This window comes from Microbulbifer hainanensis, from assembly GCF_014904735.1.
In the GTDB taxonomy this organism is placed as follows: domain Bacteria; phylum Pseudomonadota; class Gammaproteobacteria; order Pseudomonadales; family Cellvibrionaceae; genus Microbulbifer; species Microbulbifer hainanensis.
Genome location: NZ_JACZCR010000028.1, coordinates 13,166 through 37,900, shown reverse-complemented (window position 1 = coordinate 37,900; position 24,735 = coordinate 13,166). Strand labels below are relative to the sequence as shown.

Annotated in this window: 24 protein-coding genes; 8 read left to right on the top strand and 16 right to left on the bottom strand. The window is 57.4% G+C overall.

The features are described from left to right. Positions 1 to 129: 129 nt before the first annotated feature. From IG168_RS10980 to metH, 4 genes are all read right to left on the bottom strand, one after another. Positions 130 to 681 (bottom strand): DUF934 domain-containing protein, encoded by a 552-nt coding sequence (locus tag IG168_RS10980; protein ID WP_193164441.1) that lies wholly within the window; start codon positions 679 to 681, stop codon positions 130 to 132. Continuing rightward, positions 665 to 2,326: a nitrite/sulfite reductase gene (locus tag IG168_RS10975; RefSeq protein WP_193164440.1), complete on the bottom strand. Its 1,662-nt coding sequence runs from the start codon at positions 2,324 to 2,326 to the stop codon at positions 665 to 667. The genes IG168_RS10980 and IG168_RS10975 overlap by 17 nt, the downstream gene beginning before the upstream one ends. Positions 2,327 to 2,844: 518 nt before the next feature. Next, positions 2,845 to 3,072, bottom strand: coding sequence for a DUF2970 domain-containing protein (locus tag IG168_RS20825; protein WP_319024693.1), 228 nt, complete (start codon positions 3,070 to 3,072; stop codon positions 2,845 to 2,847). 4 nt (positions 3,073 to 3,076) lie between these two features. Next, entirely contained in the window at positions 3,077 to 6,772 is a 3,696-nt protein-coding gene (gene metH, locus IG168_RS10965) for a methionine synthase (protein ID WP_193164438.1), read from the bottom strand. Positions 6,773 to 7,122: 350 nt separating this feature from the next. Here metH and nfuA point away from each other — a divergent pair, with 350 nt between their 5' ends. Then, positions 7,123 to 7,725 (top strand): Fe-S biogenesis protein NfuA, encoded by a 603-nt coding sequence (nfuA, locus tag IG168_RS10960; RefSeq protein WP_193164437.1) that lies wholly within the window; start codon positions 7,123 to 7,125, stop codon positions 7,723 to 7,725. A 93-nt stretch (positions 7,726 to 7,818) separates the two neighbouring features. Here nfuA and IG168_RS10955 read toward each other — a convergent pair whose 3' ends face one another. The 4 genes from IG168_RS10955 to hrpB all read right to left on the bottom strand — a co-directional run bounded on the left by IG168_RS10955 (position 7,819) and on the right by hrpB (position 12,764). Beyond that, entirely contained in the window at positions 7,819 to 8,820 is a 1,002-nt protein-coding gene (locus tag IG168_RS10955; RefSeq protein ID WP_193164436.1) for a hypothetical protein, read from the bottom strand. A gap of 155 nt (positions 8,821 to 8,975) precedes the next feature. Continuing rightward, a complete protein-coding gene (locus IG168_RS10950) occupies positions 8,976 to 9,605 on the bottom strand; it encodes a nucleotidyltransferase domain-containing protein (protein ID WP_193164435.1) in 630 nt (209 codons plus the stop codon). 13 nt (positions 9,606 to 9,618) lie between these two features. Then, positions 9,619 to 10,101 carry an HD domain-containing protein gene (locus IG168_RS10945; protein WP_226876840.1) on the bottom strand — a complete coding sequence of 161 codons (483 nt, stop codon included), beginning with the start codon at positions 10,099 to 10,101 and terminating at the stop codon, positions 9,619 to 9,621. 107 nt (positions 10,102 to 10,208) lie between these two features. Next, on the bottom strand, positions 10,209 to 12,764 hold the full coding sequence (hrpB, locus tag IG168_RS10940; RefSeq protein ID WP_193164434.1) for an ATP-dependent helicase HrpB: 2,556 nt from the start codon (positions 12,762 to 12,764) through the stop codon (positions 10,209 to 10,211). A 140-nt stretch (positions 12,765 to 12,904) separates the two neighbouring features. Between hrpB and IG168_RS10935 the strand changes: the two genes are divergently transcribed. The 3 genes from IG168_RS10935 (at position 12,905) to IG168_RS10925 (ending at position 14,403) form a co-directional block, all read left to right on the top strand. Beyond that, positions 12,905 to 13,345 (top strand): MarR family winged helix-turn-helix transcriptional regulator, encoded by a 441-nt coding sequence (locus tag IG168_RS10935; protein WP_193164433.1) that lies wholly within the window; start codon positions 12,905 to 12,907, stop codon positions 13,343 to 13,345. A gap of 42 nt (positions 13,346 to 13,387) precedes the next feature. Next, positions 13,388 to 14,137, top strand: coding sequence for a siderophore-interacting protein (locus IG168_RS10930; protein WP_193164432.1), 750 nt, complete (start codon positions 13,388 to 13,390; stop codon positions 14,135 to 14,137). Between the two features lie 122 nt (positions 14,138 to 14,259). Then, entirely contained in the window at positions 14,260 to 14,403 is a 144-nt protein-coding gene (locus IG168_RS10925; protein WP_193164431.1) for a DUF3096 domain-containing protein, read from the top strand. A 53-nt stretch (positions 14,404 to 14,456) separates the two neighbouring features. On the opposite strand, the gene trxC is transcribed toward IG168_RS10925, so the two are convergent. The 3 genes from trxC to pcp all read right to left on the bottom strand — a co-directional run bounded on the left by trxC (position 14,457) and on the right by pcp (position 16,370). Further along, positions 14,457 to 14,912, bottom strand: coding sequence for a thioredoxin TrxC (gene trxC, locus IG168_RS10920; protein WP_193164430.1), 456 nt, complete (start codon positions 14,910 to 14,912; stop codon positions 14,457 to 14,459). A gap of 55 nt (positions 14,913 to 14,967) precedes the next feature. Next, on the bottom strand, positions 14,968 to 15,615 hold the full coding sequence (tmpT, locus tag IG168_RS10915; protein WP_193164429.1) for a thiopurine S-methyltransferase: 648 nt from the start codon (positions 15,613 to 15,615) through the stop codon (positions 14,968 to 14,970). A gap of 86 nt (positions 15,616 to 15,701) precedes the next feature. Continuing rightward, the gene (pcp, locus tag IG168_RS10910) at positions 15,702 to 16,370 is read right to left on the bottom strand and encodes a pyroglutamyl-peptidase I (protein ID WP_193164428.1); all 669 of its coding nucleotides are present in this window, start codon (positions 16,368 to 16,370) and stop codon (positions 15,702 to 15,704) included. Between the two features lie 242 nt (positions 16,371 to 16,612). On the opposite strand from pcp, the gene IG168_RS10905 reads away from it, so the two are divergent. The 4 genes from IG168_RS10905 to IG168_RS10890 all read left to right on the top strand — a co-directional run bounded on the left by IG168_RS10905 (position 16,613) and on the right by IG168_RS10890 (position 20,098). Beyond that, positions 16,613 to 16,981, top strand: coding sequence for a DUF3302 domain-containing protein (locus tag IG168_RS10905; RefSeq protein WP_226876838.1), 369 nt, complete (start codon positions 16,613 to 16,615; stop codon positions 16,979 to 16,981). 12 nt (positions 16,982 to 16,993) lie between these two features. After that, positions 16,994 to 18,148: an HlyD family secretion protein gene (locus IG168_RS10900; RefSeq protein WP_193164427.1), complete on the top strand. Its 1,155-nt coding sequence runs from the start codon at positions 16,994 to 16,996 to the stop codon at positions 18,146 to 18,148. Then, on the top strand, positions 18,145 to 19,575 hold the full coding sequence (locus IG168_RS10895; RefSeq protein ID WP_319024692.1) for a TolC family protein: 1,431 nt from the start codon (positions 18,145 to 18,147) through the stop codon (positions 19,573 to 19,575). The genes IG168_RS10900 and IG168_RS10895 overlap by 4 nt, the downstream gene beginning before the upstream one ends. 61 nt (positions 19,576 to 19,636) lie before the next feature. Further along, positions 19,637 to 20,098 (top strand): potassium channel family protein, encoded by a 462-nt coding sequence (locus IG168_RS10890; RefSeq protein WP_226876837.1) that lies wholly within the window; start codon positions 19,637 to 19,639, stop codon positions 20,096 to 20,098. 37 nt (positions 20,099 to 20,135) lie between these two features. Here the strand turns inward: IG168_RS10890 and IG168_RS10885 are convergent, their stop codons facing one another. The 5 genes from IG168_RS10885 to IG168_RS10865 all read right to left on the bottom strand — a co-directional run bounded on the left by IG168_RS10885 (position 20,136) and on the right by IG168_RS10865 (position 24,199). Further along, positions 20,136 to 20,606 carry a DUF6942 family protein gene (locus IG168_RS10885; RefSeq protein ID WP_193164426.1) on the bottom strand — a complete coding sequence of 157 codons (471 nt, stop codon included), beginning with the start codon at positions 20,604 to 20,606 and terminating at the stop codon, positions 20,136 to 20,138. A gap of 239 nt (positions 20,607 to 20,845) precedes the next feature. After that, positions 20,846 to 21,313: a GFA family protein gene (locus tag IG168_RS10880; protein ID WP_193164425.1), complete on the bottom strand. Its 468-nt coding sequence runs from the start codon at positions 21,311 to 21,313 to the stop codon at positions 20,846 to 20,848. Positions 21,314 to 21,462: 149 nt separating this feature from the next. Next, positions 21,463 to 22,560, bottom strand: coding sequence for a serine hydrolase domain-containing protein (locus tag IG168_RS10875; RefSeq protein WP_193164424.1), 1,098 nt, complete (start codon positions 22,558 to 22,560; stop codon positions 21,463 to 21,465). A gap of 126 nt (positions 22,561 to 22,686) precedes the next feature. Continuing rightward, positions 22,687 to 23,226, bottom strand: a complete 540-nt coding sequence (locus IG168_RS10870) for a demethoxyubiquinone hydroxylase family protein (protein ID WP_193164423.1) — start codon at positions 23,224 to 23,226, stop codon at positions 22,687 to 22,689. 292 nt (positions 23,227 to 23,518) lie between these two features. Continuing rightward, entirely contained in the window at positions 23,519 to 24,199 is a 681-nt protein-coding gene (locus tag IG168_RS10865) for a hypothetical protein (RefSeq protein WP_193164422.1), read from the bottom strand. Positions 24,200 to 24,735: the final 536 nt, after the last annotated feature.

The following is a 24,735-nucleotide window of genomic DNA, read 5'->3' as shown; positions in this document are numbered from 1 at the left end:
CATATTGACGTTTTGCCGGGTGGAAATCCAGCCCCAGCGGCGCGGATAGCGGGTATTTGCCGTCAGGTTGGGGAGGAGAATCGGGGGGGGGAGGCATAGGGCCGGCATGGCCGGCCCCGATCTTGGTGGCTACTGGGCGCGGCGCCGGAACAGAGGCAGTTTCTGGTCCACGGCAGCCTGGTAGGACTCGCTGAAATCCTGGAGGGAATCCAGCAGGCCAGCCAGTGGCTGTTCGCCCTCATAGGCAAAGGCGTTGAATCCACAGCGGTGCAGGTAAGTCAGTTGATCGCGCATATAGGCGCCGACGGCGCGCAGTTCGCCCGTAAATCCGTAACGCTCGCGCAGCAGCCGACCGGCGGTGAATCCGCGCCCATCGGCAAAGGCCGGAAAGTGGACGGCGATCAGCGGCAGCTCGGCAGCGGCATCGCCGATCAGGTCGGCGGATTCGTCACTGTCGAGCCATACACCGATTTCGTTCTTGCGCCCTGCCAGATCTTCCCGCAGGTCGCTCCAGAGACTGTAGGGCAGGATGACCTTTCCGGTGGCGAGGGTATCGGCACTGATTGTGGCGTCGTCGTCACTCCGGGGCAGAAGCCGCCATTCGTTGTCGGCGACGGCACCATCAACGATTAACTGTTCAGGGTTTGCGGGCTGCGGGCCGAGTTCAGCTGGCTTTGGCATAAACACTCTCCTTGAAGGGCTGCAGGCCGATGCGGTTGTAGGTGTCGATAAACAGCTCTTCCGGCTGGCGCTGATTCACATAGACGTCGAGGATCTTGCCGATGATGTCCGGGACTTCGGCGCGCGAGAAACTCGGTCCCAGCACTTTGGCCAGGCTCGCCCTCTCCGAGGAGCTGCCGCCGAGCTGGATCTGGTAAAACTCTTCCCCTTTCTTGTCAACGCCGAGAATGCCGATATGACCCACATGGTGGTGGCCACAGGCGTTCATGCAGCCGGAGATATTCAGGTTCAGGTCGCCCAGGTCGTAGAGGTAGTCCATATCGTCGAAGCGACGCTGGATCGCCTCGGCGACCGGGATCGACTTGGCATTGGCCAGCGAGCAGTAGTCGCCGCCGGGACAGCAGATCATATCGGTCAGGGTGCCGATATTCGGCGTGGCAAAGCCGTGCTTGCGCGCGGCCTGCCAGAATTCGAACAGTTTTTCCTGTTCCACGTCGGCCAGCACGACATTCTGGTCGTGGGTCACCCGGGCCTCGCCGAAGCTGAACTCGTCCGCCAGGTCGGCGATGGCTTCCAGCTGTCGGTCGGTGACGTCGCCCGGCGGTACGCCTGTGGGCTTGGTGGACAGGCGCACGGCGCGATAGCCGGGCACGCGGTGGTCGAAGGTGTTGCGCTCCAGCCAGCGGGCAAATGCCTTGTCGCTCTCCGCCTGTTTTTCGACGGCGCCTTCGCTGGCGACCGCGTCAATGCTGCGATAGGCGTGGTCGGTAAAGAAGGACTTGGCCCAGGCGAGAGCCTCTGGCGTCAGTTCTTCGGCGCCGTCTTTAATCCGCTGCCACTCCTGCTCCACGCGGCGGCCGAATTCCTCGGCGCCCATCGCCTTGACCAGAATCTTGATGCGCGCCTTGTATTTGTTGTCGCGGCGGCCCAGCTGGTTGTAGATCCGCACGATGGCTTCCAGGTAGGAGAGCAGGTGGCGCTCCGGCAGGAAGTCGCGGATCAGCTCGGCGATCACCGGCGTGCGGCCCTGACCGCCACCGACAAAGACCTGGAAGCCGATTTCCCCGTCGCGCTCGACAATCTGCACGCCGATGTCGTGCACGCGGATGGCGGCGCGGTCCGCGGTCGCCCCGTTGACGGCGATCTTGAATTTGCGCGGCAGGAAGGCGAATTCCGGGTGGAAGGTGGACCACTGGCGGATCAGCTCGCAGTAGGGTCGCGGGTCGGCGATTTCGTCCCGGGCCACGCCGGCGTAGGGATCCGATGTGGTATTGCGAATGCAGTTGCCGCTGGTCTGAACGGCGTGCATTTCTACTTCGGCCAGCTCGGCGAGAATGTCCGGCACGTCTTCCAGTTCCGGCCAGTTGAACTGCAGGTTCTGGCGCGTGGTGAAGTGGGCATAGCCCTTGTCGTAGTCGCGGCTGACACGGGCGAGGCGACGCAGCTGGGTGCTGTTGAGCAGGCCGTAGGGCACGGCGATACGCAGCATTGGCGCCAGGCGCTGGATATAGAGGCCGTTCTGCAACCGCAGGGGCAGAAATTGTTCCTCGCTCAGTTCGCCGGCGAGATACCGCTCGGTCTGGCCGCGAAACTGGGCGACGCGTTCACCGATAATGGTGCGGTCCCGGTCGTCGTATCGATACATAACAGCTTGATTCCATTGCCATTTGCGCTGGTCAGGGAGAATGGGGATTAGCTCCGCGGATTCTCCGATGGCGCATAACATACCAGCGGCCTTATGCGATAAATAACAATATTTTTCGCTAGCTCAGTAACAAATGGTTATAAGGGTGGAGGAATTGCAGATGTGGGCTCGCTTGCGCCACAGACGGGGATTTGCTCTACTTGACTTACCGTTCCCAAGCGGTGCAGCTACCTTGAATAACAATAATCAGCAAAATCGGAGTCTTTCGATGAGTGAAGAAGTAGTTGTTTCCAACGACAGCGATAATGCGGTGGATGCCATCGCCGCAGTGGCCCTGGTGGCAATCTTCGTCGCGACCTGCATTTTCTGGGTCGCTTCTCACTAGCCTAGCCGATAACGTTGCCCGGAGCAGAGTGGTGCCGGGCCCGATTCCCTCCCTATATCCCCAGCGCTGGAATACATGCGTCGAATGGCGTTGCGCCAGAATTTGGCCGACAGCGGTTAACTGGGAAGGGCTCTCAGCCCATATTGCCGAGCACCGTTTTCACCACCAGCACCAGCGTCAATACGAATAGCGTGGTAAAGATAATCCCGGCGGCAATATAGGTCTTGATGCTACCGCCCTGGAAATCCCGTTCGCGGTTTTTATTGCTTTGCACACCGACGGCTGCGGCCAGGGTGCTGAGCACGACCTGGCCGAACGACGGCCGCTTTTTATTGTTGTTGTCTTCCGGCTCAGAATTCACCGATTTAATCCTCCAGATTGGGACGCAGCCAGCGCTCCAGTTCCTGTTCGCTGATACCCTTGCGCTCGGCAAGGCTTGCGAGCTGATCGCGACCGATCTTGCCCACATTGAAGTACTTGGCTTCCGGGTGGGCGAAGTACCAGCCGCTGACGGAAGCCGCCGGCAGCATGGCGAAGTGTTCCGTCAGGCTCACACCTGCATTCTGCTCCGCTTCGAGTAATTTGAACAGGGTGCTTTTCTCTGAGTGGTCGGGACAGGCAGGATAGCCCGGGGCAGGGCGAATACCGCTGTAGGCCTCTTTGATCAGCTCTTCATTGCTCAGGGACTCGTGCGGTGCATAACCCCAGTACTCCTTGCGCACCTGCTTGTGCAGGGTTTCGGCAAGGGATTCCGCCAGACGATCTGCCAGCGCCTTGACCATGATTGCATTGTAATCGTCGTGCTTGGCTTCATACTCCGCCGCCAGCTCGTCGGCACCGATGCCAGCGGTAACCGCGAATCCGCCTACATAGTCCGCTACGCCGGATCCGACCGGGGCAACGAAGTCGGCGAGTGAGCGGCAGAGGCCGTCGCCGCCGTGTTTCTGTACCTGCTGGCGCATATGGTGCAGGCGGGCGAGTTCCTCGGTGCGGTTCTCGTCCCTGTAGACGATCACATCGTCGCCTTCGCTGTTGGCTGGCCAGAGGCCGAAGACGGCGCTGGCGCGCAGCAGTTTCCTGTCGATGATCTGCTGCAGCACTACCTGCGCATTCTTGAACAGGTCCGTCGCCGCTTCACCGACGACCTCGTCGTTGAGGATGGCCGGATACTTGCCGGCCAGATCCCAGGAAATGAAGAAGGGCGTCCAGTCGATGGTGTCAACGAGGTTTTCCAGCGGGAAATCGTCGATTACGGTCACGCCGAGTTTATTCGGGACCGCCGCATTGTATGTCTGCCAGTCAAACTGCGGTGCGGCCTCCAGTGCCTGCTCGTAACTGAGGCGGGTGTCGTTGCGGCGGCGGTTGGCGGTGCGGTGGCGGACCTTCTCGTACTCTTCCTGTACGCCTTTGACGAAGGCGGGACGCAGCTCATCGGAGATCAGGTTGCTGGCCACGCCCACTGCGCGGGAGGCATCGGCTACGTATACGGTCTGGTTGCGGTGGTACTGCGGATCGATTTTCACCGCGGTGTGCGCCTTGGATGTCGTGGCGCCGCCGATCAACAGCGGAATGTCGAAACCCTGGCGTTCCATCTCTGCGGCCACGTGGACCATTTCGTCCAGGGACGGCGTAATCAGCCCGGACAGGCCGATGATGTCGCACTGCTTTTCCTTTGCGGTTTGCAGGATGGTCTCCGCCGGCACCATCACACCCAGGTCGATCACCTCGTAGTTGTTGCAGGCCAATACCACACCGACGATGTTCTTGCCGATATCGTGCACATCGCCTTTTACGGTGGCCATCAGGATGCGGCCGTTGGGCTTGCTGTCCTCGGTTTTTTCCGCCTCGATATACGGCTGCAGATAGGCCACCGCCTGTTTCATGACCCGCGCGGATTTCACCACCTGGGGCAGGAACATCTTGCCGGCGCCGAAGAGATCACCGACCACGTTCATGCCATCCATCAGCGGCCCCTCGATGACATCAAGTGGTCGTTTGGCGGCGGCGCGGGCGGCTTCGGTATCCTCGACGATATAGTTGTTGATGCCCTTGACCAGCGCGTGCTCGAGGCGCTTGTTGACCGGCAGTTCGCGCCAGGACAGATCTTCCTTGCGCGCCTGGCCGCCGCCGTCGCCGCGGTATTTTTCCGCGATTTCCAGCAAGGCTTCGGTCCCGTCCGGATTGCGGTTCAGGATCACGTCCTCGACTTTCTCGCGCAGTTCCTCGGGCAGGTCGTCGTACACCGCCAGCATGCCGGCGTTGACGATACCCATATTCAGGCCCGCCTTGATGGCGTGGAACAGGAAGACCGAGTGGATTGCCTCGCGCACGGGGTTATTGCCCCGGAACGAGAAGGACACATTGGATACACCGCCGGAGACATTGGCGCCGGGCAGGTTCTGGCGAATCCAGCGCGTGGCTTCGATAAAGTCCACCGCGTAGTTGTTGTGCTCTTCAATACCGGTGGCGACGGCAAAGATATTCGGGTCAAAGATGATGTCGCTCGGTGCGAACCCGACCTTGTCGACGAGCACGTCGTAGCTGCGCTTGCAGATCTCTGTCTTGCGCTCGAAAGTGTCCGCCTGGCCCTGTTCGTCGAAGGCCATGACGACCACCGCGGCACCGTAGCGCAGGCACAGGCGCGCCTTCTCGACAAAATCTTCTTCGCCTTCTTTCAGGCTGATGGAGTTGACGATGGGTTTGCCCTGGATGCACTGCAGCCCGGCCTCGATCACCTCCCACTTGGAGGAGTCCACCATAAACGGCACTTTGGCGATATCTGGCTCCGTGGCGGCCAGGTTGAGGAAGCGGCGCATGGCGGCGACGGAATCCAGCATCGCCTCGTCCATGTTGAAGTCGATCACCTGCGCGCCGTCTTCCACCTGGGCGGCGGCAACCTGCAGGGCGGTGTCGTAATCCTCGTTCATGATCAGCCGCTTGAAGGCCGCTGAACCGGTCACGTTGCAGCGCTCGCCGACGTTGACGAACAGGGAACTTTCATCGACGACAAAGGGCTCCAGGCCAGACAGGCGCAGGGCCGGCTTCAGTTCCGGCAGCTTGCGCGGCGGGATATCGGCTACTGCATCGGCTATCGCACGGATGTGCTGCGGTGTGGTGCCACAGCAGCCGCCGAGAATATTGAGGAAGCCGCTGCGTGCGAACTCGGCGACGATCGCCGCGGTTTGCTCCGGCGTTTCGTCGTACTCGCCGAATTCGTTTGGCAGGCCGGCATTCGGGTGCGCGGAAACATACTCGGCGCAGACGCCGGACAAAGCCTCGACATAGGGGCGCAGCTCGGTGGCGCCGAGGGCGCAGTTGAGGCCGACAGAGAGTGGTTTGGCGTGGGCCACCGAATAGTAGAAGGCCTCGGTGGTCTGGCCGGACAGGGTGCGGCCGGAGGCGTCGGTAATGGTGCCGGAAATCATGACTGGCAGTTCGAAACCGAGCTCCTCGAACAGCTGGTGCAGCGCATAGATGGCAGCCTTGGCATTCAGCGTGTCGAAAATGGTCTCGATCATGATCAGGTCGCTGCCGCCTTCGATCAGGGCGCGTGCGGCTTCGACGTAGTTGTCGACCAGTTGCTGGAAGGTTACGTTGCGTGCGCCGGGATCGTTCACATCCGGGGAGATACTGGCAGTGCGCGAGGTCGGGCCGATAACGCCGGCCACCCAGCGCGGCTTGTCCGGCGTGGCCATGGCGTCGGCGGCGCGACGGGCCACTTCGGCGGCGGCGCGGTTGAGCTCCGGTACCAGATCCTCCATGTCGTAGTCCGCCTGGGACAGACGGGTCGAGTTGAAGGTGTTGGTCTCGATGATATCGGCCCCGGCTTCCATGTATTCCCGGTGCAGGCGCTCGATCAGTTCCGGCTGGGTCAGGCTCAGCAGGTCGTTATTGCCCTTCAGGTCCTGGTGGAAGTCCGCAAAGCGTTCGCCCCGGTACTGGCGCTCATCCAGCTTCTCCTGCTGGATCATCGTGCCCATGGCGCCGTCCAGGATCAGGATGCGCTCGGCGAGCGCGGCGTGGAGTTGCTGGAGGCGGTCGCTGCGGGACTGCTGGGACATGGGCGATTCCTTAAGCCAGTTGAAGTCGGTCTATGGGTCAAAAAAGGGCGGCTATGTTACCACTCCCCGCGGCCTCATGGGCGGGCGGGAGAGGGCGTTGCTATTGGGCATTTTCGGCGTATAGCCAACCACTATTTAGCGGTTTTCGAGCAATCAATGGCCGCCAATACGGCGGTTGGCGCAATAGTGACCTTCCGGTATCCCTGTGGCGGCACATTCGTGCGTGTCTTTCGACCCGAATTCGCCCGCAGAATCCTCCGCTTCGGAGGCTGTCGCGAACGACGGTTTAATTTGTCGGGCAGTGGGAGTAAAATACCCGACAAAGAAACTCGGTTATTTGAGAAGTTCCTATGTCACAACAACCGTCAGACCTGAACGTCACCATCACCGAATCCGCTAAGGAGTACCTGCGCGATCTGCTGGCGAAACAGGACTGTGAAGGCATCGCCATCCGCATGTTCGTCTCCAGCCCCGGTACGCCGAATGCGGAGACTTGCATCGCATACTGCCGCCCCGGCGAAGAGCAGGAGGGCGACGTGATGCTGGAAATGGATGGCCTCAAGGCCTATTTCGAGGGCCGCAGTATTCCGTACCTGGATGAGGCCCGCGTCGACTACGCGTCCGACAAGATGGGCGGCCAGCTCACCATCCGCGCGCCCAACTCGCGCATGCCCAAGATTACCGACGACAGCCCGATTGAAGACCGCATCAACTATGTGCTCTACAACGAGGTGAACCCGGGCCTCGCCGCTCACGGCGGCCAGGTGAGCCTGGTGGAAGTGACTGACGACCACTACGCGGTACTCAAGTTTGGCGGCGGCTGCCAGGGCTGCGGCATGGTGGACATGACGCTGAAAGAGGGTGTGGAAAAAACCCTGAAAGAAAAAGTGCCGGAACTGGCCGGGGTGAAAGACATCACCGACCATACCGACAAGTCGCAGGCTTACTATTGATATCGAGGGTAAGCGCGCTGCGATCATAAAAAAGGGCGAGCCATTTCGGTTCGCCCTTTTTTATTGTCCATTAGCGCGACAAACGCATCCGAATTAAAGGGTATCTCGCTGCTCGAAATAATCGAAGGCATCGATCCCGTACAGGTAGGCGCCATCGAAACCCGCATTGACGATCCTGTACAGGTAGGAGTCGTTGTTGCCGTAGAGGATGTTCTGCCAGGCCTGCCGCCAGTAGTCGACGTAGTAGTGTCCGGTTTCTCCGGGCACCGCCTCATCCAGCCAGTCCGGCGGGTTGGATACCCAGTGGCTCTGCCAGTAATAGCGGAAGTCTTCGGCCTCCCCGATGTTCACTGTCGCAATCAGCAGGCGCCGGCCGCCATTGGCCTTGAATTGCATCTCCCGGATCTGGTCGGCGGTATATTCCTGACCGTTAAAGAAAAAGTCGAGGACGACCAGGTCATAATCCGTCGCCGCGATCGCATCCGCCAGTTCCTGGCGGGTGGAGTAGAGGCGCGTATCGGTTAGCACCAGGAAATTCTCCGCCTCGAACAATTCGTCGACATCGCGCCGGTTGACGTCAAACGGCTCCAGGGGGTAGTCGGGAATATTGTCCAGCTCGTTGTGGTCGGCGGCATAAGAGATGTAGCCGGCTTCGGCGTTCAACTCATAGGAATCGTCAATCTTCGCCTGACTGAAGGCGAAATCCGTGACCATGATCGTGGTGTTGCCGTTATCCAGCGCAAGATCCAGATAGGTACGCAGCCGCCGCCGTTCGGTGGCCGGCGTGGCGATGTCGATGCCATCGTAACCATAGAAGACGGAGTCCTGGCTGAGACCGTCGATGCTGTTCAGGTATGCGCTGTCGGCAGCGCCGCCGGTTCCCTCCGTGGTGCTGGCGAGTTCGATACCGCCGTGGGCGATCACGATGAAATTGGAGTCCAGCCCCCGCGCATAACTACCGGCTTCCCCGACCAGGTCGCGCATTTCCTGCGGGTAATCGGTGGAACCATTTTCTGGCACAAACGAGGGGACGTCGTTGAAATCGCATCCTGCAAACAGCAGGGGCAACAGGAAAACTGCAATTGGTCGTTTCAAATTCCTTCTCCGAGACCGAATAAACAACGCCGTCGACGTTAGCAGGCTTGGATAATGCCGGCAACTGACTATAGATATGAGCATCCATATTTGCGGTAGAGCGCTGCGCCGTCACTCGTGCAGGTTTGTCTCCTTTTCCGATCATGTCCCCGTTGCTATTCCGATTGAAGATAGAGCGCCCAGTGTTCATCGATAATCAGCTGGCGCACTTTGCTGACAGTCAGGCGATTGATCGGTTTGCCGTCAGTGCTTGAGCGGGTCACAACCCTCAGTTCGCGCAGTGGGTATACCGACAGCTCGACTGGAAAATCGAAATCCAGATGGATATGCTGGTAGTCCACGATCTTGCCATTGACATTGATCGATGTCTTTTCCCGCTCGAAGCGCCACCCCAGTGATTCCAGGTAGACTTCCGGTTCTTCTATATCGTCACAGAAAACGTGCAGGTCAATATCGCTGCCGGCGCGGATGCGCCCGGTGCTGACCGATCCGATCAGGCGGGGACTGAAGGGCTCCAGCTTTTCCATGATTTCCACGGCGCGGCAGCGCATTCGGAAAAGCTGTTCTTCGTGGGTATCGGGATCCTTCAGCTGGCTCAGGGCGTATACCGCGTCAGATATTTCGCCGTTGGAGGGCAGATATTTGGGGGAGTATTTGTACTGGTTGCCGATAATCCGCTTGGCGGCTGTCCGTTTGGCGTGCAGGTACTGCTTTACACCTTCCTCATACATCAGTCGCGCGGCTTCGCGGGTAATCAGTAGCCGGATTCGTTGTTGCTTGTTCATGCTGCGGTCGGCTTCAGGCCGAAATCAGATCGTGATGGAGTTGCAGAGACTCGATTGCGGCCGCGACGCTGATTACCTGTGCTGCCGGATCGCGCCCATTCACGTCGAATCGTCGCAATTTCTGTAGTTGGGCGAAACGCGGTTGGGCGCCATATTTTTTCCGGGTTTTCCTCGGGCTATGCATCAGATCCAGGTGGTGTTCTACCAGCCAGGTTACCTGCGGGTTCAAGACGCCGCTCAGCATCTCACCACCGATACGCGCATGGTGTTTGCTGTCGACCGCCTTGCCGACATCGTGAAACAGAGCTGCGGCCCAGAGAATTGGATCGTCGCTCGCCTCTCGGGCCAACTGGAATACTTGCAGGGAGTGGAAGAGGGCATCGCCCTCGGGATGGTATTTGGGACTCTGCTTCACGCCGTCGAGGTCGTAAAGCAGGCTGCTAAGATAATCGTACAATGAAAAACCAGTCTGAGCTGGCTGTCCGGATTTTTTCAATTTGCCTGCATTGCGCAGTACAGAAACAGTTTAGTCCACTGGGCTCGCTCCCTCAATCTTGCCGTTATCGATAGCACAGTGACTGACGCCCAAATGCACCGCGGGGATTACGGCGATCCCATGCGTTTTTTCGTCTTGCTAGTTGCCTGCGCGGTCAGTGGGTCGTCCGGCCAGAAGTGTTTCTGGTACTTGATTCGCAGTTCCTTTTTTACGTCCTGGTAGGTATTGGCCCAGAAGCTGGCCAGGTCTCGGGTTACCTGTACCGGGCGCTGCGCGGGTGAGAGCAGGTGAACCATCAGTGGGTATCGGCCGTTGAGAATAGTCGGCGTTTGGCCGAGGCCAAACATTTCCTGCAGGCGTACCGCGAGTACGGGTTCGTCTTCCGCGTAATTGATCGGGATCCGCGAACCGCTGGGTGCGACGAAATGACCGGGTACCAGTTCTTCGAGTCGTTGCTGGATACTCCAGTCCAGCTGGCTTTGCAGTATCGACTGCATGTTGAGTTGCTTCAACTGGTCGAGCTTGCTCAAGCCCGCCAGGTGCGGCAGCAGCCAGTTGTCGAGTGAGGCGAGCAGTGCGTCATCGGTCCAGTCTGGCAGTGCCAGCTCTTCCAGTAGCTGCGGAAAGGTCTCCCGGTTGCGGTGCAGGAACTGCACTCGCGTACGCAGGGCTTCCGCTTCTTTGCTCCAGGGCAGGGACTGTAGGCCGCGCTGCCGGACTGCATCCAGCAGGGCGCGGCTCAGCATCTCCGGTGAAGCGTCCTGGGTCTGCCGCTCGTCCAGCACGATGCGCCCAAGCAGGGTGCGCTCGCTGGCCACGGCGCGGCCGGCCTTGTCATCCCAGCGCACCGAGTTCTCCTCGACGATCAGGTCGGAAAAATATTCGCGCAGGGCCGGCTCGGAAATGCGCGCGCCCAGTTGGATGCGCGCGTCTCGACCCTGGCCATCCAGTTCGGCGATGACCAGGTAATTTTCCTGTGCCAGCTCATCGTCATGGGAAAAATGCGCACCGCGTCCACTGGCGAGGAGAAAGCGCCGTTCGCGGTCGCGCCGGCTTTGCGCAATGCGGTCGGGGTAGGCGAGTCCCAGCAGGGCACCGACGCGATCTCGCTCCTCGATTGCCGCTTCCTGGGTTGCCTTGTTTGGCCCCATTTTTGCCAGTTGGTTCTGCCAGGTTTTCGCCTGCTGCCGGATGCGCTGCATGGCGCCCCGGTCGGCGCTTGAGTTTCTTGCCCGCCCCTCGAGTACGTCAATTCGCTTCTGGATATCCCGATCCCAGCGGGCCTCCCCACGAAAAATATCCCGTTCCGACAACAGCGCCGCCAGCAGGCAGGCTTCCCCGGTCAGGTGCCAGTCGACGCTGTGAATCATCATATGGGCGAGGCGCGGATGGGTGCCGAGTGCGAGCATGGCGTTGCCGTGAGCGGTAATGCGCCGCTGCGCGTCGATAGCGCCCAGTTGCTGCAGTAGATCCTGTGCTTGTGCCACCGGTCCCGGCGGTGGCAGGTCGAGCCAGCGCAGTTCGTCGACATCCTGCACACCCCACTGTGCGAGTTCCAGCATAAGAGGGGCCAGATCGCTCTGCAGGATTTCGGGTGTGTTTTTTTGGGCAAGCCCCTGCTGACGTGATTCGCTCCACAGGCGCAGGCACAGACCTGAGCTCAGTCGCCCGGCGCGTCCGCAGCGCTGGGTGGCAGAGGCCTGGGATATCTGCGTAGTTACCAGGCGATTCATACCGGTATTTGGATCGAAGCGGGATTCTCGCATCTGGCCCGAGTCCACCACCATGCGGATCCCGTCGATAGTCAGGCTGGTCTCGGCGACATTGGTGGCGAGTACGACCTTGCGTCTGCCGGGCGGCGAGGGTGCGATGGCACTGTCCTGCTGTTGTTTGCTCAGGTCGCCATAGAGCGGGGCAATGGTGACATCTTCACGGTCCCCCAAGGATTCCTGCAGCATCGTTTCTACCTGCCTGATCTCGCCGACACCCGGCAAAAAGGCCAGCAGGCTGCCGTGCTCTTCATCCATCCAGGCGGTGATCTTGCGAGCCATTACACCGGGCAATTGGCGGCTGTCCTGCGGCACCTGCTGGTGCGGCAGATAGTGCATCGTTACAGGAAAGCTGCGGCCCTCACTGGTAATCACCGGTGCATCATCAAGCAGGGCGGCCACGGCCTCTGTTTCCAGCGTGGCGGACATCACCAGTAGTTTCAGGTCATCGCGCAGGTATTCCTGGGATTGCAGGCACAGGGCCAGGGAGAGATCGCCCTGCAGATTTCGCTCGTGAAATTCGTCGAAAATGACCAGCGCGGTGCGCGCCAGCTCGGGATCTGATTGCAGCAACCGGGTCAGGATACCCTCGGTAACGACAAGAATCCGGGTTCTGTTGCTCGTCTTGCGCTCGCCCCGGATCTGGTAGCCGACCGTTTCGCCAACCGTCTCTCCCAATAGATCCGCCATTCGTGCAGCTGCACTCCGAGCGGCCAGGCGCCGCGGCTCCAGCATGATGATGTTCCTGTCGCCGAGCCAGTCGCAGCGCAATAGTGCCAGCGGCACCATGGTGGTTTTGCCGGCACCGGGTGGCGCCTGGAGTACGGCATTGTTGTGCTGGCTGAGCGCGTCGAGCAACTCGGGGAGGGCGGCATGAATGGGTAAATCTGGCATGGGCGCGATTATAACGGTTTGCCGAGCCGCGCCGCGAGGCAGCAGATGACCGATAGTCCGGAAGGGGTATCTCCAGCATTGTTGACATTATCAACAAGTTTGATTAAGGTTGATATTGTCAACTTTAGCGGAGTGTCGCCATGACGGCCTCATCCATCAGCGAAGCACTGCATCGCCTGATGCACGCCTACAAATCCGCGATGCGCCAGGCAGTGGCGGATAGGCAGATCGATCTGCCGATCACCCATATTCGGGCCCTTAAAGGTGTCTGCAGTAATCCCGAATGTACCGCGCACTCCATTGCCAAGCGCATGCAACGCGATAAAGCACAGATTACGCGGGTGCTGAACGATCTATTGAAAGAAGAACTCATTGAGAAGCGGGACAACCCCGCTGACCGACGCAGCCAGTTGCTGTACCCGACACCAAAGGGCAGGGACATCATGCGCGAATTGCGCAGCATGGAGCAGGAAACCGCCGCGGACATGACCCGGAATCTGAGTCAGGAAGAAATTGACGCTTTCGTTCGTATTGCCGCGGCCATGGCCGAAAACCTGACAGGTGATTCGGCTACCCAATAGACGAGAATCCCGATGAATGCATCGGGATAGGAGGTAGATACAATGCCCAAGCCCACTCCGAAAGAGTTCGAAGTCATTCGCTCTGTCTATGTCACCCCGCACATGCTGCGCGTTACCCTGGGTGGCGAGGCCATGCTGGCGTTTCCCCCGGAACAGGAAAGTGCCTACGTAAAGTTACTGTTCCCACAGCCGGAAGGGGCGCGCCCTCTGATGCGTACCTACACGATCCGTCACCAGCGTGACAATGAGATCGACGTTGATTTTGTTATCCATGAACATGCAGGGCCCGCTTCTGCCTGGGCACGGGCTGCGCAACCGGGAGATCGCATACTCGTTGGCGGCCCCGGGGCTAGAAAGCTGATCAATCCCGATGCAGACTGGTTTCTGCTCGCGGGGGATATGACGGCGCTCCCCGCCATCAGTGTGAATCTAGACCTGTTACCGGAGTCGGCCCGCGGTTACGCGGTTATTACGGTCGTGGACGAGTCGGACATACAAGTGTTGCCGCATCCACAAGGAGTGGACATTCACTGGATTGTCTGTCCCACCGAGGAGGAGGGGGAGTCGGCCCTGCTAGAGCATATCGAGACACTGTCTTGCCCGTCGGGACAGCCTTCGGTATGGGCTGCCTGTGAATTCAGCGAAATGCAGCAACTGCGCCAGTATTTCCGCCAGCAATGGGCTGTGCCGAATAGCCATCGCTATGTATCCAGTTACTGGAAAAAAGGGCTCAGTGAAGACCAGCACAAACAGGTGAAGCGGCAGGATGCCGAAGTGAGCGAGGTGAGCTGACGGTTTCAGGAGATTCGGCCCGAGAATCAGATTTGATTTCTCGAGCCCGTTCGTTGCGCCAGGCGAGAGGTCTCAGTAAAGTCATTGCTGTCTTTTAACCAGATAATATAAGGTGAAACTGAATGACTCTGCACCTGGAGCTTTTACCGCTGCTGGCCGTTATCGCGGGTATCGCGATCCTGATCAAGCCGAAGCTGCTGAACTATATCGTGGCGTTTTACCTGATCGCCATCGGCCTGATCCAGATATTGAATATTCATCTCTAGTCGGGGAAGCGGTCCTTGTGACCGCTATCCGCAACCTTGCTATTTCCAGTGCTTTACCGGGGCAAAGTCGAAAGCTGCTGGTTGAGCCACTGCTGGAACTGTGCTTTTGGTAATGCACCGGAAAGGCGCGCCACTTCCTGTCCGCGGTGGAACATCATCAATGTCGGTATCGACCGGATCTGATAGTTCGCCGCTGTGGTCTGGTTGGCTTCGGTATCGAGTTTCAGGAAGATCGCCCGGGTTGCCATCTCAGCAGCGACCTGACTGAATACCGGGGCGAACTGCTGGCAGGGACCACACCATGTAGCCCAGAAGTCCACTACCAGCGGCAGGTCAGACTTTTCGATATATCTGCGGAAATTCTGATCGCTGGCATTGATCGGCTGTCCGGAGATCAGCCCGGTCCGGCACTTGCCGCAAAGCGGTTTGTCGCCGAGCTTGTGCGGCGGAACACGGTTGACGGCCGTGCAGGCTGGGCAAACGATCTGTAGTGGGGACAGTTCTGTCATGGCATATTCCCAGAAGCTTGATGGTGTGTGGATGATGCCGGCACTGGGCGGAGTATCAAACCTGTTCCTCACGGTTGAGCAGCCAGATGCACTCCTCTGCAGGGCATTTACCCTTGAGTCCACCGTGAACCGCTTTGCTCTCCAGAAGGTTCAGTTGATAGCTATCGTCGTAATAGCGTTTTACATCCGCCTCGGTCACTGAAAAAGGAGGCCCCGGGAGCAGGCTTTGATCGTAAACAAAGGCAATCAGTAGCTGCGGTGCCTGCCGGGTAATCTCCATCAGGTGCGTGGTGTAGCGGGTTCGCATTGGCTCCGGTAAAGCGACCAGCGCCGCACGGTCATAGATGGCGTCTACCGGGCCCAGTATCTCCGCGGAGAGATTAAAAATATCGCCGCCGTATATATCGATATTGCTGGCGCTATAGTGCTTTAGCTCACCGATATCGGAAACTTCCGGTGTGACACTCAGCTCTTCAAATAACTGCTTGATCGCAATTTCACTCAATTCTGCGCCGGCAACGCGATAGCCCATTTCGAGTAGCCACCCGATATCCAGGGTCTTGCCACACAGCGGCAAAAATATGCGGCTCTCTTCGGCCAGTGCCAGCGCATGGAAATGCTGTACGAGCGCCGGGTTGGCCTCCCGCTCGTGAAAGCCGATCTCATTGTTTTCCCACCGCTGGTTCCAGAATTCGTGTTCCATAGTGCGCTTTTCCAAAAAAATACTGACAGACGGGCAAAGTGGTGGCCTCCAGGCGAGACACTACCGCTGAGCCTGACAGAGATTACCTAAATCTGGAGTCGCGAGAAACTGGGTTCGTCGATATCCGTCGCGTGCTGCAGTGCGGCACCTATGGCGGCTGTCACACCCTGAACCGCGGTGGCGACGGACATACTGGGTGCGCCCAGGTTCTCCTGGAGGGCGGCGACCTCGGGTAAATGGGGCAGGTGAATCCAGCCGGCGCGGATATCCAGTCTATTGCTGTCGATGTAATGCAGGATACCGTACATCAGGTGGTTGCAGCAGAAGGTGGCGGCTGTGTCCGAGATATCGGCGGGAACGCCGGCGGCGCGCATGGCCTGGACCATCGCACGCAAGGGGAGTGTGCTGCGATAGGCTGTGGGCCCGCCGGGCACCGTTGGTTCGCCCTGTAGTGCTACGCCGCGATTGTCTCGCAATTGATAACGCGTCGAATCGTTGAAATTTTGGGCGATACGTTCGACTGTAATAGTGGCCCGGCCGCCGTACTCGCCCATCATCACGACTAATTCCGGGCGGATATCCTCGATGCTGCTACGCACGACGTCGATGCACTCAAAAAAATTATTCGGAACCACAATTCCGGTGATGTCCGCGCCAGCGATCTGACTTCCGTCAAGCGCCCGCATAACGGACTCTGCGGGATTGATTGGCGTATTGCCGAAAGCCTCGAAACCTGTCGTTAGGACCCTTTTCATTGTCTCTCGCAATTACGGTCAGCTGGTTCGTCCGAATCGGAAACCAGGCAGCGGCGTAGAAACTGGTTGCCGGCAATCAGCGTAGCAGCCTGTACCATCGGCAAGAAGAATATAGCCCGGCGCGGCTGACAGAAATCGACGCCAGCGGCGTTGCGGTGTTCCAGCGACTGAACTATATCACCCGTTGGCAAAAGAATTTTTCGTTGTGTGCGGGCAGGCACGCAGTTCGAAGAGGTACGCCGATGGGCTTTAAACTGAACGGCTGGGACTATCTGACCTTTCTGGCGGTCATCGCCGCGGGTATTTCAATACTTATCATCTTGCTCTGGATTGCTGGGCTGCCAGGCAAGATTGCGATTTCGCGCAAGCACCCGGATGCGGAGGCGGTAAAAATTATGGGGTACGCTGGTTTTCTGGCGGTCGTGCCCTGGATCAACGCTTTTATCTGGGCGTTTAAACCAACCGATACCGTGGATATCCGTCGTCTTCCTGCGGAAGAGGCGCGGGCGTTGGAAGAGTCGATTGCCCGCCTGAGTGGGGAGGACGAGGCAAAGCGAAGCAAGCCCCCGCCACACGGGAAAAATCCGCCGGGCGACAATACCAAGGAGTGAGGAGACGATCGCATGCTCTTGGGGTTTGTGCTGCTGTTCGTCTATATCGTCGCCGTCTGGCTCACGTTTTTCAAATTCAAATGGATGAAGTTCAATATCGTCTGGGGCATTGTTTCGGTCTCCGTTGGACTTCACCTGTTGATCATCTTTCTGATCGGACTCCGCTTTGTTACGCCTTATTCCACCGACGCCAGGTTGATTCAACACACCATTCAATTAACGCCGCGCCTGAATGAACCGACGCTGGTAACACAGGTATTGGTGGAACCCAATGCGCCGGTTAAGAAGGGGCAGCCTCTGTTCCAGTTCGACCGCCGGCCATACGAACTCAAGGTCAAGGAACTCGAGGCAGAACTCGCCAAGGCAAAGCAGAATGTGCGGGTGCTGAAGGCCGATATTGATGTGGCGACGCAGAAGGTCATACAGCTGGAGAGCGAACTGGTCTACGCCCGCTACGAACAGAAGCTCTCTGCCAGTCTGGCGGGTAAAGGTGCCGGTCCTGAGGAGGATGCACAGAAGTGGGCTGCGCGGGTCGCGGCCAATGAGGCGAGTATTCGCGAGGCGGAAGCGGAGGTTGACCGGGCCGAGCTTGAATACAACTCGCAGATCGGCGGTATTAACACCACGGTCGCCACCATCCAGGCGAAACTCGATCTGGCCCGCTTTTATCTCGACAATACCCTGATGGTCGCGCCGGAAGATGGCTATGTCATCAATCTGCAGGTGCGCCCGGGTATGGTCGCCGGCGCGTTGCGTATTGGTGCCATCGCGACCTTCATTTGCGATTCCGATCGCTATCTACTGGCCAATTACTTCCAGGAAAACCTCAAATATGTGAAGCCGGGGCAGGAGGCTGAAATCGCGCTGGACCTCTACCCGGGCCAGATTTTCACTGGCAAGGTCGAAGCAATCTGGCAGGGCAGTGGTCGTGGACAGATGCTGCCCAGCGGCAGATTACCCAGATTCGTCTACAAGCCAGAGGAGTTACCCCAGGGACAATTTGTCGTGGCGATCCGTCTCGATGGCGATGACCAGTCAAAATTTCCCATCGGCACCCAGGGCCGCGCTGCCATCTACACAAATCCTTCGAGCGGTTTCGTGGTGCTGCGCAAGGTCGGGATCCGGGTCTATTCCTGGGCCAACTGGCTCTATCCCTTCGCCGGATGATGCGTGGCAACGGGGCTCTAATCGTTCTCTCCCTTTTCCTGGGCGCCTGTGCGCTGCGGGCGCCGCCGACACAAATGGAAATATTCGATCAGTCCCTGCCTGTGGAAACGGCTATTCCTCCGGAATGGATCGCCGGGGGTAACCCCGCGGCGGTGGCCAATAACTGGCTGCAGACTTTCAACGATCCGGTATTGGATTCCCTGGTCAGCGAGGCGCTGGCCAATAATCTCGATTTACGTCAGGCGGCGGATAGCGTGGAAGTGGCCCGGCAGACCGTGACCGTGGTAGGCGCTCAGTTGCTGCCGCAATTGGGCGGGCAGATCAGCGGCAAGCGGACCCACGATTTCGGGGACGAGGAAGACTTCAAACACACCTTCAATCACACGGTGGCCGCGCTGAGTATGACCTGGGAGCTGGACATCTGGGGGCGACTGCGGGCCCAGCGTGCCGCCGCAGCGGACAATTTCGAAGCCAGTACGCTGGATTTCGCATACGCGCGTCAATCGCTGGCGGCAACGGTTGCACTGAACTGGTATGTCACCACAGAGGCGCGGCAGATACTTCAGCTCGCTGAGCGGGCCGTCGGCATCTACGGTCGACTGCTGGATCTGGCCAGGATACGCCACACCAGCGGCAAGAGTTCGGAGCTGGATGTTGTCGACGCCCGCGCCCGGCAGGAGTCCGCCCAGGCTGCGCAGGAAGAAGCGCGTATCAGTTACGGGCATGCTCTGCGCAGCCTGGAAGTGCTGCTCGGGCGCTATCCTGCGGCGGAAATCGCCGCTTCCCCGGCCTATCCGCGGTTGCCGCCACCAGTCGCCTCTGGGGTGCCGGTCGATTTGCTGATTCAGCGGCCCGATATTCTGGCCGCAGAATATCAGGTGCTGGCGGCCTTCCATCAGCAGGAAGCGGCGCGGCTTGCACTGTTACCATCTTTTTCCATGGCGCTTACTGCGGAGCGGGTGGGCGATCATCTGCTAAGCCAGCTGGGTCTCAGTCCGAAGCTTGTTTCAGCGCAGATAGGAACCACCATTCCCATTTACGAGGGCGGTGCCCTTTGTGCCGCCCTTAAAATTGCCACCGCGCAACAGGCGCAGGCCGTCTCCTACTATGGCAGCGTTGTACTCAATGCATTTCGCGAAGTCGAGAATGTGCTTGCCAGCGAAACACTACTGGCAAATCAATTGCGGTATGCGGAGCGCTCACTGGCGGACCGATCCCGAGCAGTGAAGATAGCCGCGGAGCAGTACCGTGCCGGGAAAAGGGATTTGCTCTGGGTCGAGCAGCTGCAGGCGGAACAATTGCTGGTGGAGGCGAATGTAATCAAACTGCGCAACGCGCAGATCGCCAACCGGATCCGATTGCATCTTGCGCTCGGCGGCAGTTTTGAAGCCGCACCGGCCGTTGTCGAAACGGTGAGTCGCAAATGATCCTTCTGCAACTGCAACAACTGCAACAACTGCAACAACTGCAACCGGTTGAGGCGCAGGGATGTCGACGGCAACCGACCATGTAATGGATAAGCGGTACCGGCGCCGGGTGTTTGGCCTTGCCCTGGCGTTGGCCGCCATTGTCTTCGAGTTTCACACGATTGTGTTACTGGAAGTTGCCCGCCAGCTGACCATGGCCCACGCATGGCTTTTGCAGCACTTCGGGCCGGATAATGCCGGTAGGATCCTGGTACCTGCGTGTTTTTTGATGCTTTTCATTACCCATGTTATCGAAGCGATAGTTTGGGGACTTTTCTTGTGGCGCAAGGGGTTACTGCCGACCCTGACTGAGAGCATCTATTTTTCCGCGACTTCCATCACCGCGCTGGGTTATGGCGACGTCGTGCTCAGATCGCCGTGGCGAATGCTCGGTGCTCTGGTGGCCATCAACGGCTTGTTGATGTTTGGTTGCTCTACCGCATTTCTGTTTCTGGTATTGCAGAAGGTGTGGGAGTACTTTTAGGCAAGTTCGGGCGAATGCCCTTGAATTTGGTGGCAATCTAGCCGCAGTAAAAGCCGTGCGCGGACAGCGCAGAGCGAATCTCACTGACCAGTGCATTGCTGAGTTGCCGGTAATCGAGGTAGGGCGTCAGTAGTAGACGTTTGTCGGGGTCAATAAGTATTTCCTGGCATCCTGCCAGCGGCACCGCGCTATGTTGCAAGTGCCCAAAACGTTGCAGGTTTTCTTTGCCGCCGATCCAGTGCCAGCACAGGGATTTGATCAGCTGCGGCGCAAAACAAAGAGCTGTCTGCTGGAACAGCTCCTCATCCCGGAAGCGCCGCCAGTCATCGGCTTCCGGGCTTGCGACCTTCGCCAGCAAAGTGACGATCTTGCGCCAGTGATTGGAATTGGCTGCGACCAGCGTCCGCGCACTGGGAGCCATCACCAGTTCTTCCATTCCATGCGGGCGGTGGGGCAGATACAGCGCGATGCGTGGCTGGACTGCGCCAATTAAATCGGGTAGGGACATACTAGGGCCTGTTCACACTAAATTTGATGGCCGCGTCCCTTCGGGTTGCGCCCCAAAACGGGCCATGCAGCGTTGCTCGTCGCTCATTTAGCTCGCTAAACCATGCTCCTCGCGCCTTGCCTGGCCCGGTTTTGGGGCGGCAACGCGGCTAGCGAATTTAGTGTGAACAGGCCCTAGGGTTACTCGATAGCAAACAACCGGGGAGCTTGTTCCCAATCGCGCTTTACCGCAAGTCAAAATTATCGGTTCCGGCGTGCGGCAAAGTAGGCCCGCAGCGGATCCCGCACCACTTCACTTCCCGGGCCGTCTTGTACCTTAATCGTATCCGGGTGAAACGGGTGCCAGGCCTCGGCGCGGGAAACCCATAATTCATGGGTTGGCTTGAAGACACTCTGCTCGTCGAGACTGGCCACAGTGAGGAGCTCAACACTATTGAAGTCTGGCCAGTGGGCGGAAACCGGAGATCCACACTCGCAGCAAAACTGTCGCCGCAAGAGCCGGCCACTTTCCGCCGTCACGTCATGGTAGCGCAAGCTGCCGGCGCTATAGGCCAATCGGTCGCGCGGCACAATAACAAAGGCTGAAAATGCACCGCCGCTGGCCTGCTGGCAATCGCGGCAATGGCAGATCAGCTGTACCAGTGGCCCTTCCAGGCATTCGTAGCGGACCTTGCTGCAGGCGCAGCCACCGAGAAGGGGGTGTTTCACAGCTTATCTCCTGAGCCATTTTCAGTTGGCAGACTATGGTCGAAATTGCGCACTGGATGAGGACGTGGCCATACAGATCGATGGGCGTTTCGAGCCCTCTCCGCATCCTGGAATTAGCCTTTGCGGTGACGGCTATTATGCGGCCAGAGCTAGCGATCAACAAAGGCGGAAAGAAAAGCCTGAGCAAACAGAGAGCGCTCTACTTCTGCACGTTCTGGCGGATTGTCCCACCAGACCCCTTCACTGTTCGCCAGGATGATAAAACTGAGATTCTTCTTGGGAACCTTGAGATATAGCGCGGAGTAGGCGTCATCCCACCATCCCGAGTGCCAGACGAGCTTATTGCCCTTGTATTCCTGGATAAACCAGCCCAATCCATAGGGAGCTTTTTTCCCGTCGCGCAGTCGCGTCGGTGTCATCATTTCCTTTCGTGACTTTGCTGAGATTAACTTTCCCTGATCAAGAGCAATATCGAATTTGGCAAGATCTATTACTGTGGAAACGACACCGCCAGCAGCGCCATCGCCCTGCGGGCGGCGCGGGGCTGCGGGTAAAGCTGTGCCGGTACTGTCGATACGATAGGGCTGGGCTTGTTGCTTGGCCAAGTCTTCCCGTAGCGGCAAATCACGATACTTACGTGCCGACATTGTCATATCGGCTGGAGCAAAGTCGTACTGTTTGACGAGCGATGAGAAAGAACCGTCAGCGACGGCCATGATAGGGCGAGATGCCCAGGAATAGAGGACGGGATTGTACGAGAAGTGGGTGCCGGGGGTGCCCGTCGCGGTGTGGGACAGTAAGTGTCTCAGTGTGTGGGCTGAAGATTGGCAGTGGAGCCCCTTGGCGAGAATCGTCGGCTGCTGACTGAACCCGTTGCAGAACTCTTTCCATTCGCTGTAATTAACGAGAGGTTCATCGAGATCCAGCAGTCCCTCCTCGACGAGCCGCAGAGCAACAGCGGCAGAGAGCGGTTTTGCCACGGATGCAATATCGTAGGGCGTCTCGGCGGTGGCAGGAATGCTGCGTTCCATATCGGCGAAACCCAATCCCGTAGCGAGAAGGATCGCATGATCCTTGACGACGGCAACGGATAGCCCGGGGATCTTGGCATCTTTGCGCAGGTCGTCTATTTTTTGGACGAACGCTGCAATGTCATAGGGCTCTGCACTGGCGTAAGGCTGATGCTGTTCAGCTGCAAGGCTAGAGTGTGTGGTCAGTAGAAGCAGACAAGTGATGAGTTTCTTCATTGGTGCAATATCTCCTCGGTTGAGCACCGCAGTCAGTTGTGGCTAGTTCTGGGCGTTTGTTGCTCGATAATAGGCCATGCTGATTACTTGGAAGCTTGTGATTTTCGGCATGCATTTAAAAAGCGTTTAGCGCATTCCGAATCTTATAACGCCTTCGGTAAACATTTTTATGGAGAATCTCAGGGGAGCGTACCAGATATTATTCCTTCCACCATGCTCGATGCCTATATCTCTATGATTCTTTTCATCTTCAAGAATTGAAATGACGGTATCGTATGCACGTTGGTCAGATTTACGTTCCAGATATCTTAGCTGTGTCTGCAAGTGGTCAACTACGACGGATTCAACCGCCCAGGTGCAAGCCATTATCCCTTTCCTGCCCAGCATCGATGAAACAAAGCCCATAACGTAACCGCCAATGCCGCAAAGCCAGTAACTTTTGCATCTGATACCGTTCCTTGCTCGAATCTCAGTCCAGAAAATATTCAGGTGTCTTTTTTCATCTTCTAAAAAAGATTCTAAAAGAGGTACGAGATCTTTCATGAAAAATTGCGATATAAACAGCTGAGACTTATAGATATTTGTCGCCCCAAATTCTCCCGCATGATTTACCTTTAGAATCTTATTGGGAGTGTCGACATTGCCTTTGCTTTCTTTGTATTCCATCTTTTCTGGCTATGGATATCGCGGTGAATGTGGATTGATATTTGCACATTGTTTCGGCAAAACGTAGGGGTATGTCAGTGAGAATGAGGTTGCGGTATGAGCGTAAAGCCTTTTTTACGCAATGTGATGCTTTTGTTGTTATCTCGACGTCCATTAGGCAGCTCATTATTATGAGCCGCCTATGAAATGATTTAAATTCAGCGGCTTCTGGAGAAAGTGCGAAAAATACAAGTTGAAAAGTATTGTTCTGGAGTTTTATTTTCAGCGCTTGACTCTGGACACGTAATCGCTTTCAGGTGCCTTTGTTTCTTCCTGCGGCTTCAACAAAGATACCCCAGTTTTCTGCATTGTGGAGCGCTGCAAAGGGCGGGTTGTAATGAGCGTAGGTGATTCCGTGCAAAGCCAATGCTTCTGCCCTTTGAGCGCCGTATTGTGTATTGCCGGCACCGTCGACACAGTCTACGGTCCCAAGCAGCAAGTGTGAAAGCTCATGCACAATCGTATTGAATTTACTTTGATTCCAGCCACTCGAGTCAATAGCACCTCCCGCTAAGGGGAGATATTTTGGCAAACGGTTAAATCCCTCGTCCAACCACATGTTAGATTGATGGAAGCCTGCGCCGGCATAGGAAGGAAGGGTGCTATTGAGAGGTCGCAAACCGGAGGTTGATCGCTGGGCGGCTGCATTACTTCCACCCCGGACCAGGCTGGTGGCCCCGCCAGCGGTAACCTTTTTTAGTGATGTAAACCCTAATTGGATTTGCTCACAATTAAGGATGGTTCGCATTCTGGAAAGGGATCTTTGAATATGATTTCGCGTGGCGTCGGATGTGTCGCCAAACCAACGAGTTACGGCAGCGTCCGCTTGCCTGGACCTGACTCGATTGGCAGCTTCCGATAGCGCGGAGAGCACTTCTTCTTGAAGTGTACCAATAAGTCCTTTTGTATATGAATCCTGAATTACAAACCCCATGAGTTTTCCTTCCTTGAAAGTTATACGAATTTCATTGGTTATTAATCAGATTGTCGAAATCCATGCCAAAAATCTGATTCTTAAAAGAACGCCATTCGGAGGTGTCTTTAAGTTGCATTTGGATATTGCCGCGCGCTTTATAAAGATAAATAAAGCCGGCTATTGAACACAAGCAGTTTTAGCTTACATGTCGTTACCAATGTTCTCCTATCCGTTGAACAGTTTCCCAAAATAATTTCGGTTTTCCTGTTTTGACGTTTAAGCCATCTGAGCCTTGACGCTAATGTGGCATGAGGCGACACCAAAAACTTTGATACCCAAATTCTTATCTTTTGTCCTGACGGATTTCCTTATTGTACCTGTAGCCGCGCTGGTACTTGTCCTGGGTGGACGACTTGATCCGGGATTATGGCGGTATATTCGCCAGAGTGAGGAATCTTTTATCAGATTCCCAATTTTATTCAGAAAGAAGTGACGTGAGCTGGAGGGCGGGAATCGGAAAGATGATAAAGGCCGATGACTCGGCCCTTATCTTT